General features: G+C 65.9%; 8 protein-coding genes. All 8 read right to left on the bottom strand.

The features are described 5' to 3' along the window. Position 1 precedes the first annotated feature (1 nt). Entirely contained in the window at positions 2-1,801 is a 1,800-nt protein-coding gene (locus ACPL7H_RS17950) for a peptide ABC transporter substrate-binding protein (protein ID WP_424798124.1), read from the bottom strand. 28 nt (positions 1,802-1,829) lie between these two features. Further along, positions 1,830-3,500, bottom strand: coding sequence for a dipeptide ABC transporter ATP-binding protein (locus ACPL7H_RS17945; RefSeq protein WP_424798123.1), 1,671 nt, complete (start codon positions 3,498-3,500; stop codon positions 1,830-1,832). Beyond that, positions 3,497-4,285, bottom strand: a complete 789-nt coding sequence (locus tag ACPL7H_RS17940; RefSeq protein ID WP_424798136.1) for an ABC transporter permease — start codon at positions 4,283-4,285, stop codon at positions 3,497-3,499. Before ACPL7H_RS17940 ends, ACPL7H_RS17945 begins: the two co-directional genes overlap by 4 nt. Before the next feature lie 25 nt (positions 4,286-4,310). Beyond that, positions 4,311-5,369: an ABC transporter permease gene (locus ACPL7H_RS17935; RefSeq protein WP_424798122.1), complete on the bottom strand. Its 1,059-nt coding sequence runs from the start codon at positions 5,367-5,369 to the stop codon at positions 4,311-4,313. Positions 5,370-5,460: 91 nt separating this feature from the next. Further along, entirely contained in the window at positions 5,461-7,275 is a 1,815-nt protein-coding gene (locus ACPL7H_RS17930) for a peptide ABC transporter substrate-binding protein (RefSeq protein WP_424798121.1), read from the bottom strand. A gap of 113 nt (positions 7,276-7,388) precedes the next feature. Then, complete coding sequence (locus tag ACPL7H_RS17925) at positions 7,389-8,684, bottom strand: neutral/alkaline non-lysosomal ceramidase N-terminal domain-containing protein (RefSeq protein WP_424798120.1); 1,296 nt, start codon at positions 8,682-8,684, stop codon at positions 7,389-7,391. Beyond that, the gene (locus ACPL7H_RS17920; protein ID WP_424798119.1) at positions 8,681-10,435 is read right to left on the bottom strand and encodes a hypothetical protein; all 1,755 of its coding nucleotides are present in this window, start codon (positions 10,433-10,435) and stop codon (positions 8,681-8,683) included. The genes ACPL7H_RS17925 and ACPL7H_RS17920 overlap by 4 nt, the downstream gene beginning before the upstream one ends. A gap of 70 nt (positions 10,436-10,505) precedes the next feature. Then, on the bottom strand, positions 10,506-11,837 hold the full coding sequence (locus tag ACPL7H_RS17915; RefSeq protein WP_424798118.1) for a hypothetical protein: 1,332 nt from the start codon (positions 11,835-11,837) through the stop codon (positions 10,506-10,508). Positions 11,838-12,309 lie beyond the last annotated feature (472 nt).

Raw genomic sequence — 12,309 nt, 5'->3', positions numbered from 1 at the left:
TCTAGGCGTCCTCGTCCACCCACAGATCCTTGAAGTAGTACCGGTCGGCCTGGGCTCGCAGCTCCAGACCCTGCACATGCGGCTGCGCGATGTAGTACATGCTGTTCCACACCACCGGTAGGAATAGTTCAGAACGTTCACGGATCGCGGCGGCGTCCCGCAGGATCCCCTGTTGCTCGTTCTCGTCCACGGTCTCCTGGGCGTCGAGCACGCGCTCGGCGAACTCCCGCGCGAGCGGCTCGGTACCGTCGTGGCGGATCCGCTCCACCGCCTCGGTGCGTTCGCTGGAACTCAGGGATTCGTCGGACTGGACCTCCTGGAGCTCGGCGTAGGAGTCGATGTCCAGCCCGGCCTCCCGGGTCATGTTCGGATCCCAGAGTTGCTGGACCTGGTAGGGCCAGGTGCTGATCCCGGAGAAGGAGCCGTACCAGAGTCCGAAGTAGTCCTCATCGTGGGTGTCATAGCGCCGGTCCACGTACACGCCGACTTCGACGACATCCTTGGTGACATCGATCCCCAGGTTGGTCTGCCAGGTATCCACGATCGCGTCCAGTTGCGGGAAGTCGGCGCCGGCGAGCAACGTCAGGTTCGGAAAGCCTTCACCGTCGGGGTAGCCGGCCTCGGCAAGCAGGCGCTGGGCCTCGGCAACCGCCTCATCGCCCCACATCTGCTCGTGGGCGGCCAGGTCCTCGCCCCAGTCAGGCGTGGCGGGGGAGAGGAGCGTGGCGGCGGGCTCGGTGAGTTCGGAGATACCGGCGATCTGCTCCCGGCCCAGGCCCAGGTTCAACGCGCTCCGCACCTCCTGGTCCTGCAGAATCGTGTTCTGGCTGTGCAGTGGTGTGACGTAGGTGGTGCCGGAGTTCTCCAGCAGGATCAGGTGCTCACTGAGTTCGGGGTCATTGATGAACCGGGTGACCTCAGCGGGCTCGGAGAGTGCTTGGATGTCGACTTCGCCGCTCTCGTACGGCACTGTGGTGGTGATTGAGCCCTGCTCGATGAGTTGGACGTCGATGCTGTCCAGGGCGACGTTCTCGTTGTCCCAGTACTCGGTGTTGCGCTCCAGGCGCATGGAGGAGTTCGAGACCCAGTCCACCAGGTTGTAGGGCCCGTTACCCACCCAGTTCTCAGGCTGCTGCCAACTGTCGTCTCCTTCGACCGCGCCCGGGTTCAGGGGCAGCATCGAGGGATAGGTCAGGCCCATGATGAACCCGGGGTTGGGCGCCTCCAGGGTGAATTCCAGAGTGGACTCGTCGACGGCCTCGATGCCGACGTCCTCGAAATCCTCCACGATCCCGGCGTTGTACTCCGCGGCGTTCAGGATGCCCAGGTTCGCTTGATAGGAGGAATCGCCGGTGGCGATCCCGCCGGTACCGCGGGCGGGATCGAGCAGGCGCTGGTAACTCCACGCGAAGTCCTCAGCGGTGACCGGCTCGCCGTTGGACCAGTTCGCGTCCCGCAGGTGGAAGGTGTAGGTCAGACCGTCGTCGCTGACGTCCCAATCCTGCGCCATCGCGGGGCGAACGTCGGTGCCGTCACCGGTCTGCAGCACCAACCCTTCCAACAGGCCCATCTGCACCAGCCACATCCCGAAGGTGATCGACTGGGGGTCGATGTGGGCGAAGTTGGTCAGCTGCACGGTGATGTGCCCGCCCTGGGCCTGCGCGGCGGTACCGCCGCCGTCATCGTCCTCGACTTCGGCACCGCCGTTGCCGAACAGGTTGCAGCCAGCCAGCAAGAGCGCGCCGGCGGTGGCGACCGCAGCGAGGCGGAGCCGGGAGTGGATCGGACGTGCGGTCGACATTGACACAGGATCTCCGGGGTGTGGACCGTCAGGCAGCCATCGCTCTGACGGGAAGGATGGCATCGAGCAACTGCTGGGTGTAGGGGTGTTCGGGATTGGTGAAGATGGACTCTCGATCGCCGTACTCGACGATCTCTCCCTTTCGCATGACCGCGACGGTGTCGGACATCTTTTCCACGACGGCCAGGTTGTGGGAGATGAGCAGGTATGCCACGCCCAGGCGCTCCTGGATCTCGTTCAGCAACTCCAGAATCTGGGCCTGGATGGACACGTCCAGGGACGACGTCGGTTCATCGCAGATCAACACGTCCGGGTTCGGGGCCAACGCCCGGGCGATTGCGATCCGTTGCTGCTGTCCACCGCTGAACTGCTGGGGGTAGCGCTGCGCGTCGTCAGGGGAGAGTCCGACCAGTCGCAGCAACTCGGCCGCGCGGTCATCACGTTCGTTCTTGGTGCCGATCTTCTGCAGTCGCAAGGCCTCGGTGATGTTGGTACCGGCGGTGTACTGCGGGATCAGGGAGCCGTAGGGATTCTGGAACACCATCTGCATCCGGTTCCGCAACAGGTGTGACTCCTTGGAGTGCACATCGACCCCGTCGAGGGACACCTTGCCCTCATCCAGACCGTGCAGGCCCATGACGAGGCGGGCCACCGTGGACTTGCCGCTGCCGCTCTCCCCGACCAACCCCAGAGTGCGCCCGGACCTGATCTGGAAACTGACGTCCTGCACGGCCGGGACGTCCCCACCGGCGGTATGGAACGTCTTGTGCATATGCTCGGCGACGATGATCGGTTCGGACTGGGCGGTGGTGTCCCCGGTCGCCTCGGTGGAGTCCGCCGGCGTGATGGAACCGGTGGTGCGGGAGGTGTTCCGGGCGGTGCCCACCTCCAGAGTCGCCGAGAGCAGCATCTTGGTGTAGGAGTCCTGCGGATCATCCAGGACCTGTGCGATGGTGCCCTTCTCGACGACCGCCCCCTGGTTCATCACCAGGACGTCGTCACAGAACCGCCGGGCCACGCCGAGGTCGTGGGTCACCATGATCATCCCCGTGCCACCCTCCTTGATCTGTGCCAGCAGGTCCAACACCTGGGCCTGCACGGTCACGTCCAGAGCGGTGGTGGGCTCGTCGGCAATGAGCAGTTTGGGGGAGGAGATGATGGCCATGGCGATCATCGCGCGTTGACGCATGCCGCCGGAGAACTGGAAGGGATACATCGAGGCCCGATGTTCCGGTTCGGGGATGCCCACATCCCGCAGGGCCTCGATCGCCCGGGACCGGGCCTGCCGTCTTGAGCAGAGTTTGTGCCATGTGAGCGCCTCGGCGAGTTGCTTGCCCACCCCGATGGTTGGGTTCAGCGCCTCCATGGCGTTCTGAAAGACCATCCCGATCTCCCGCCCGCGCACCTTGCGAAGTGCGCCGGGAGACACGGTGAGCAGATCGGTACCGCGGTAGCGGACCTCGCCGTCGAGGATCTCTGCCGTCTTGGGCAGCAGCCGCAGGAGCGAACGCACGGAGACACTCTTTCCGCTTCCGGACTCACCCACGATCGCCAGGGCGCGCCCTTCCTCCAGGGTGAAGTCCACGCCGTCGGCGGCCACGAACGTGCTGCCGTCGGGCCGGCGGAACCCAGTGCGCAATCCTTTGACCTCCAGCAGCGGGCTGACCGGTTCCTGGGCGTTCTGAGGGCGTGTGTTCACCCTTCCTCCTGTGTGACGTCGAAGGCATCGCGGACACCGTCACCGATCCAGGTGAAGGCCAGCAACGTGACGGCGAACGCCAATGCTGGGGAGAGGACCATGTGCGGCATCGACGTGGCGTAGCGGACCCCCTCGTTGATCATCGCCCCCCATGAGGGCATGTTGGCGATCCCCAGACCGAGCAGCGATAGACCCGCCTCGGTGGTGATCGCGGCCGGTACGGCGAAACTTGTCGTGACCAGCAGCGGACCCAGGGCGTTCGGCAGGATGTACCGGGTGGCGATCGTGGGACCTTTCGCACCCATGCCCTTGGCTGCCTCGACGAACTCACGCTTCTTGATCGTCATCACCTGGGCACGCATCAACCGGGCCTGGGTCACCCAGCCGGCGACCGCGATCGCGGCCATCACCGCCCAGAAACTGCGGCCGAAGACCGTCACGAGCAGCACTGCGAACAGGTACCCCGGGAAGGCGTACATCACGTCGGTGATGGCCATCAGGAGCGACTCGATCTTGCCCCCGCGATACCCGGCGGTGACACCGATGAGCAGGGCTGCCACGACCGAGATGATCTCGGCCACCACGGCGACCATCAACGCGGTGCGGAATCCGAAGATCATCCGGGACAGGATGTCCCGCCCGAGCACGTCGGTGCCCAGCGGATGCCCGGGGGTACCGATCCCGGCGAGGGTCTGGCCGTAATTCGTCGCGGAGTGGTGGTAGGGAGCGAGCACCGGAGCGAAGATTGCCACCAGTGCGAGGACCACCACAACCCACAGGCTGATGAAGGCCAGCCGGTTGCGACGGTACCTAGCCCAGGCCCTTGACCACGGTCCTATTCCCTTGACCTTCGTCTGCTTCGGGGTCGGAGATGGCTGTTTTTCTGCGGTTTCGACTGCCACGGAGCTTACGCCCACTTTCTGCGCGTACGCGCGGGTCGAGAAGGCCGTACACGAGGTCGACGATCAGGTTGGTGACCATCAGGATGATGGCAAAGAACAGGGTGGTGCCCATCAGCAAGGGCATATCCCGGCTGGTGGCGGCTTGGGTGAAGGCCAGACCCAGCCCGGGGATGCGGAACATGGTCTCGATGAAGACGGTGCCGGTCATCAACGCGGCCAGCATCGGACCGCTCACCGTCACCAGGGGAATCAAGGAGTTCCGTAGCACGTGCTTGATGATCACGACCCGGTACTTGCCCCCCTTGGCCAGGGCTGCGGTGACATACTCCTCCCGCAGGGTGTCCAGCACTGAGGAGCGAACATAGCGGGCCAGGACCGCCAGGGGCCCGACCGCCAAGGCGAGGACCGGTAACACCAGATGTTCGGGCCCGGACCATCCGGCAGCGGGCAGTACCCGCAACCAGCCGGAGAAGATCAGGATCAGGAACACCCCGACCAGGTAGCTCGGCAGCGCGTTGCCCATGGTCAGCACGAACATCGAACCGGTGTCCCACAGCGACCGCTGTCGCAGTGCCGCGAGTACCCCGATCGGGATGGAGATCGCCAGGGCTAGCGCCGTGGCCAGCACGGCCAGGGCACCGGACACCGGGAACCCCTGGGCGATCAGTTCCTCCACGTTCTGCGCCGGGTACCGGTAGGAGGGACCCAGGTTCCACGTCAGCGCCCCGCGCATGAAGATGAGGTACTGCTGCCAGGCCGGGACGTCCTCGCCGTAGCGGGTGGCGAACTCACCGGCCACGGCCTGCATCTGCTCCCCGGCCATGCCGGTGGCTCCGGAACTGGCGCGCTGGATGTCGGCGAAGTTGCCCGGGGCCATCTGCAGCAGCGTGAAGGCCAGCATCGACACTGCGACCAACGACAGGGCCATGCGGACCAGTCGACGACCGATGAATCCGATCATTCCCATGCGCACCCCTGCTTCCTCATCGTTGGCCGAGGGTCAGCCGGGCGGGGGGACCGCCCGGCTGCTTGCCGATGTGAGGCAGCGAAGCGAAGTCTCACTCCGCCGCGTCCTCGTCAACCCACAGGTCCTTGAAGTAGTAACTGTCAGCCTGAGCGCGCAACTCCAGGCCCTGGACGTGGGGTTGGGCGATGACCACCGAAGAGTTCCACACGACCGGGACGAAGATTTCCGCTTCCTCTCGCAGCCCGGCAGCCTCCTTCAGGATCTCCTGCTGCTCGGCTTCGTCGACCGTAGCCTGCGCATCCTCGACACGCTCGGCGTAGGCCTGTGCGCTCGGGTCGGACATGGTCGCCAGAGTTTCCTCGATCTGCTCGTTGCGTTCAGTCGCGGACAGATCGGGGTCCTCGTTGATCTCCTGGAACTGCTCGTAGCCCTCGTCGGTCAGAGCGAACTGACGCGTGAAGTTCGGGTCCCACAGTTGCTGCACCTGGTAGGGCCAGGTGCTCACCCCGGAGAAGGAGCCGTACCAGTAACCCAGGTAGTCCTCATCGTGCAGTTCGGCCCGCCGTTCGACGTACACGCCGACCTCGACCACGTCCTTGACGACGTCGATGCCCAGGTTGGTCTCCCAGGTGTCGATGATCGCGTCCAGTTGGGCGAAGTCGGACCCGGCGAGAAGGTGCAGGGTGGGGAATCCCTCTCCGTCGGGGTAGCCGGCATCGGCCAGGAGGCGCTGGGCTTCCTCGACCGCCTCGTCACCCCACATCTGATCGTGGGCAGCGATGTCCTCGCTCCAGTCCGGCACGATCGGGCTGACCAGCGTCGATGCGGGTTCGGTGGTCTCGGAGATCCCCGCGATCTCCTCACGGCCTATGCCCAGACTCAATGCGGTGCGGATCTGTGGGTCTTCCAGCAGGGTGTTCCTGCTGTGCAGCCGGGCGAGGTAGGTCGTACCGGAGTTCTCCAGCACGTTGACGTGCTCGCTCAGTTCCGGGTCGTTCATGAATCGGGCGATGTCGGCGGGCTCTCCGAGTCCCTGGATGTCGACTTCGCCGCTCTCGTACGGGACAGTGGTGGTGATTGAGCCCTGCTCGATGAGTTGGACGTCGATGCTGTCCAGGGCGACGTTCTCGTTGTCCCAGTACTCGGTGTTGCGCTCCAGGCGCATGGAGGAGTTCGAGACCCAGTCCACCAGGTTGTAGGGCCCGTTGCCGCGCCAGTTCTCCGGCTGCTGCCAGTTCTCATCGCCGTCGATCGCATCCGGGTGCAGCGGCAGCATGGACGGATGCGTCAAACCCATCACGAACCCCGGGTTGGGGCCCTCGAGGGTGAACTCCAGCGTTGATTCGTCCAGGGCTTTGATGCCGACCTCCTCGAAGTCCTCGACGGCGCCGGAACTGTACTCGGTGGCGTTGAGGATGCCGAGTGTGGCCTGGTAGGAGGATGCTTCGGTGGTGACCCCGCCCGGTCCACGGCCGGGGTCGAGGAGCCGCTCATAGGTCCGCACGAAGTGCTCGGCGGTGATCGGGTCACCGTTGGACCAGTTCGCGTCCCGCAGGTGGAAGGTGTGGGTCAGCCCGTCCTCGCTGACCTCCCACTCCTGGGCCACAGCCGGGCGCACATCGGTGCCATCAGGGGTTTGCAGCACCAGGCCCTCCAGCAGACCCTTCTGCACCAGCCACATGCCGAACGTGATCGACTGGGGGTCGATATGGGCGAAGTTCGTGGCGTGGACCGTGATATGACCGCCCTGCTCAGCCGCCTCTCCGTTGTCACCGCCGCCCTCATCGATACCCGAGCCTCCGTTGCCGAACAGGTTGCATCCGGCCAGGACCAGCGCGGCGGCCCCGGTGACGGCAACGGAACTGACAGCCCGGCGTGCTGAGCGCTTCTTGAGTGCGGCTTCCATCGATATCCTCCTTGATACGGACCCATTGAATTGGGACTGTCCGAAACTACTGTAGAGCACTGACGCTATGTCGACTAGTGCGGGCGGTCAAGGTCTCGTTGGTCACGGGTTGGTCACGGCTTGGTGACCGACTGGGCGGCGCGCGCGTGGGCCGGTACTGCGACGAGATCGGAGATCGCCTCGAGCACGACGCTCTCGGCTGACATGGCGAGGCGGGCCGGCATGCCTAGGTAGTACGGCGCCTGGTCGGGTTCGTAGCCGCCCTCCGCGTGGTGCTGCGCCTCGACCAGGTACGTCGTCATCCCGTCGGTGTATCCCATCGGCAAGCAGGTGTGCCCGCTGACCCGCTTGGTGTGCAGGCCGTAGCGACTGAATGGTTCGCCTGCCATCCCCAGCAGTCGCAGCCGTTCACTGAGGTCCACGCGGACCATGTCAAGAAATGGTGTGCGGGCGAACCTGTCCGGATGGTCCAGCATCAGCCGGGCCCATTCGCCGACGTAATCATCGGATGCGGCCAAGCGCCGCAGTTCACTTGTGTCCACGCGGTCCTGCAGGGGTAGGTCCACCTGCGCCCGCCTGACGCCGATCCGCGGAGGTCCGGCGGCGTGCGCGGCTCCGAAGGCGGCCCGGGCCGCGCGGGCCAGGTCCTGGCCCATCCGGTCGATCTCGGGTTGCGCCCCGTCCCGGAACAGCCCGTCGGGGGTGTACATGTCGGGGTTGACGTCGCCGCAGCAGCCCTGCAGATACATCACCACCGGCGCGATGTCGGATTCCAGTTCGGTGGTGAGCGCGCCAGGAAAGTCCGGGCTGAATGCGTGGCCGTGGTGCACCACCGGATGGCAGGCGAAGTGCACGAACGCCGCTTGGCTGCGCCCGGATTCGTCGACGAAGCGTACGGCGGTGAGTTCCCGATCGATCGGTGTGTTGGGCAACGCGCCGGCCGTGCGTGCCCAGCGTCTGTTCACGCTCACGTCTGCCGTCGCACGTCCGATCTCGATGCGCACCGGTGAGCGTTCGCCCAGGGCGGCTTCGATACTGGCCAGGGTCGTCCGGCGGAGGTGATCGAGGTAGTTCGTATCCACCTTGCCCAGGGAGGGGGCCATGTACCGGCACGTCTGCGGCCCCGAGTGGGTGTGCGTGGCGTGCAGCACGAGGTTCTGCTCGGGGATGCCGAAGGTGGCGCGGACCTGCTCGCGCAGGGCCTGGACCAGCTCCTCGCCCCACCACAGCAGGTCCGCACCGACGATCACCACCGGTGGTTCGTCCCGTCCGCCCAGCACGAATGTTCGCAACTGCAACGGGCTCAGTGCCGTCTCGGCCGGCCCGAACGCTGCTCGGGTCGCGTACCCGGCCAGTGACGTCGGTCCGGGTGGTGTGATGTCCGCCCGGTCGGTGCCCAGCAGGGTCATGGCCGCAGGAGCCAGGAACTGTGGCCCACGGGTAGGTCGACCCCCAACTCCACGAACGGGTGGCCGTGGCGCTGCACGGTCCGCACCCGCGCATCCTCGGAGTCGGGTTGGACACTCTCGGGTAGCGCCAGGATCAAGGCGGCTCCGGGAACTGCGCGGGGAGTGTGAGCCAACACCTTCCACCCCTCCTGGACCCGTTGGACGCGCACATGCACGTCGCGGCGGGTGCGCTCCCAGGTGTTGATCTCCTCGGCCGTCCACCACGGCATCCCGCGCTCGCGTGCCGCCTCGGCGACCTCGACACAGGCTTGCGTGGTCAAGGGCCGTTTGCGCAGGTGCGGGCCGTGGAACAGGAAGTGAGCCACGCCGTGCTGGTCCTGCGCGGCATCGAGAATGACATCTCGGACCGAGATGTGGCCTGCCCACGCGAGATCCTGGGTGTGCAAGGGAAGGTTGAGCACATCGTGGAACGTGTCATCGTGACCTGCCGGTCGCAGCGGGAAGGACACGTGGGCAGTGCCGAAGGGGAAGCCGATGGTGCCCTGCTTGCTGGGCCCGCGGGAGGAATCGATCTGGATCCCCACGCGCTCGCACCACGTGTAGAACTCCGTCCAGCCCTCCCAGCGGGTGTAATGGTTCTTGTTCGACACGATGTCTTCGCGACCGCTGATCGCCTGTGCCCAGGCGTACTGGCCGCGCAGTTGCGGCCACCCCCAGTGGGCCAGGTCGGAGTCCGCCATCGCGTTGTAGTGCAGGGATTGCTCATGTCCGGCGTCGGTGATCTCGGCGAGTACCTCCTGCCCGTAACCGCCGGGGTAGACCTGGTGCCACGTCACTTTGACGCCGGCGGCGGCGAACGCCTCGAGTGCGGCGCGGCCGTCGGCCGGGTCATTGCCATCGGCGTCGTGTGACATGTGCGCGATCGCATCGATGCCGGCCGGCCAATAGTCGAGCCACGCCATGCCCGCTCCGGTGTGCCCAGCGGCTTGCCACAGCGCCTGCAGGAGGAGTGACCGCCACCAGTCCGCGTGCGGTTGGTCGAAGATCGGGACGGCCGACGGCGGGGGATAGGTGTGGGTGTAATCCGGCGGTAGGTCCGGCTCCCCGGGGGGCATCGCACGATCCTCTTCGAGATCGAGGGCCATGCCGTCCTCAGCCTTGAGGATGTCGTCATCGATCGGGGCAGTGCCATCGGAGGAGGGGGTGCCGTCGCCCCTGACCGGATAGCCCTGCTGGATCCGGCAGATCGTGTACCAGAGGTCCACCCCGAAGGTGAGGACCACCCCGGCTCCCGCGGTGGTCCGGGTGACCGCTGCGCTGCCATCGCTGAAGGTGGCCAGCACCTCGGCGTGTTCGTCCGGGCGTAGTGCGTGTCCGCGCAGCGCGCGTATCGGGCGCGGGGGGTGCTTAGCCCAGCCTTGGCCACAGGTGACCGTCCCCGCAGCAACGGGTCCCCGGTTCGTCACGCCGGCGACGTCGGCCAGATCGCCGGGGTCGCCGGTGATGACCAGGGCTCCACCGTCCCGCACCCACGCAGTCAGCGCCTTGGCATGCTCACCGTCGACCGGCTCGGTGACGAGGACGACGCCTCCGGAGCGCAGCGCATCGGGAGAATCGGCCAGGTGGTAACTGAAACCGGCGTGGGAGAGAACCTCCCGGGCATAGGCAGCCCAAGGCACGTCCTCATCGTGCGGCTGGTTGCGAGTCCAGAGGGTCAGAGTTTGTGCGTCATTGCGATCTTCTGTGGTCACAGGACACACCTTGCACGATCAGGGGCCATTTAGGCAAGTCCGAATCAAGCGTTTCGGCCTTGCGCAATAGTCAGGCTTCGAGTCGCTCATCCAGAAGTTGATACCGCACCGGAGGGCGTCCCACTTTCTGCTGCCGTGCCGGAGGCATCGGCCACGCGAGGCCGGCGTCGACCAGGTTGTGCAGGGTGCGCCGTGCGGTGCGGAGCGTGACCCCCTGGAGTTTGGCGATCCGATCGGCATCCACGACGCGTTTGCTGTCGCCTTCGGCGTCCAGTGCCTGCACGATGCTGCGCAGCGTCTTGGCGTGCTGGGCCGCGACAGGCTCCCGTACCGGTGCCGGACCGGTTCCCGATGCAGCGAGTGAGATCGGTCCTCCGTTCGGGCCGATCAGGAAGGCGCGATCTCCGGGTTGCTCGGCGGAGAGGTTGACCGCGGCCTGGGCATGTTCCTCCGCCTCGACCGTGGTGCGCCCCAATCCGATTCCGACCTCGGCCTCGATGCCCAGCGCGGAGGAGACATTGGCGAGGAATGGTGCGCGCTGCAGGTCATCGGTGCCCGTGCGTAGTGACCCCATGGTGGTGATCACCAGGAAACTCTGCTCATCGCGTTGGAGCACGGCCGCGTCCATCCGACGGGCTTCGTGCAGCAGCGTGCGGTGCAACGAGAGTTTGAGCTCCTGGAACCAGAAGTTGCTCGAGCTGGTCCGGTTCGGCAGGGCGGAGGCCGGCAGTCGCACGATGACGATGGCGATCCGGGAGTCCTCCATCCGGGCGCCACTGCCGAGGAGCCTGGCGGTACGCAGGGCGTTGCGCATCGTCAGCGGTGCAGGCGCCATGACGAGGTTCGGGATTCCGGCCGCGGTCAAAGTCTCGGTGACCCAGGGGACCGTCGTTATCGCTCCGCTGGTCCGGCCGGCCTCATAACGCTCGACGTGGAAATCCAGGAACTGCTCGGGTGAGACAGCCTCGTGGTACTCGATGACGTGCACGTCCGTCATGTCCACACCGAGCTCGGAGTAGGTCTCGCGGACCTCTCGAGTGTTTACCGAGTCGATACTGACCCGTGCGGTGTCGACTGTTTCGCTCAGGGTTCCGCGGAGCAAGGCTGTCGGGAGCGCGACCCCGCCAGTGGGGATAAAGGTCGCTGGTACCGGTAAGGATCCACCAGAAGTGGCGAGGTCGTAGGGCAACGGCCCCGAGAATAGGAGCACGTCGACGTTCTCTGCGATGCGCAGGGCCTCCTCGCGTACGCCTGCGCCCTTGTCATCGGATGCGGCCAGGAGTCGGTAGGGGGTGCGAACTTCGGCTCGCGCGACAGCAGAAATGCGGTTGAGGAAATTTTCCGCGCCTAGCACCCCGATCGTGACATCTTCGAAACCAGGTCCGGTTTCTCGGTCCTTCATCCGACCCCTCCCTTTGACGTTCACTCGAGGGTATCGCTTCTGCGCGAGGCGGCGAGGGTTGCAGCGAGGCGATAAGCCCTGAAGAAGTCAGCCCGAATTGGGATTCGGCCACGATGGCGCCGACCCGGACCGACGCTCCTGGTGGTTGTGCCACTGGCGTTGATGACGGTCCGGTGGGGCGGGTGCGCGTGGGGTGGTGAGCGGCGGGCTCAGTTCAACCAGGCGTCCCGGTTGGTGGCGATGAAGTTCTCGTCCAGTAGGTGTGGGTCGCGGGTGCGGGTGATCAGCTCGGCCTGCCCGGCCCGGTTGGCGTGGGCTGGCCAACACCGTGCGGAACTCGACCTAAGCCTCGATCCACCGATGGGCTGGGCGCCGGGTCCTGAATCGGCGCTGGCGTGATGTGGGCGGTTGAAGGCGCGCGGCAGTAGCCGGTCTGTCCGGCATTTCCACTTGGCTTTCGGTCGGAGGGGCA

Origin of the sequence: Pseudactinotalea sp. Z1732 (assembly GCF_049724975.1) — a bacterium.
Lineage (GTDB): Bacteria > Actinomycetota > Actinomycetes > Actinomycetales > Beutenbergiaceae > CALKWS01.
Note: the sequence above shows the minus strand (reverse complement) of the source record. Positions and strands in the feature narration are given on the sequence as shown.

Bases quoted from the DNA above. Each gene is read 5' to 3' on its own strand.
- ACPL7H_RS17950 (WP_424798124.1), bottom strand. From the start codon at position 1,801: ATGTCGACCGCACGTCCGATCCACTCCCGGCTCCGCCTCGCTGCGGTC.
- ACPL7H_RS17935 (WP_424798122.1), bottom strand. From the start codon at position 5,369: ATGGGAATGATCGGATTCATCGGTCGTCGACTGGTCCGCATGGCCCTG.
- ACPL7H_RS17930 (WP_424798121.1), bottom strand. From the start codon at position 7,275: ATGGAAGCCGCACTCAAGAAGCGCTCAGCACGCCGGGCTGTCAGTTCC.
- ACPL7H_RS17925 (WP_424798120.1), bottom strand. From the start codon at position 8,684: ATGACCCTGCTGGGCACCGACCGGGCGGACATCACACCACCCGGACCG.
- ACPL7H_RS17915 (WP_424798118.1), bottom strand. From the start codon at position 11,837: ATGAAGGACCGAGAAACCGGACCTGGTTTCGAAGATGTCACGATCGGG.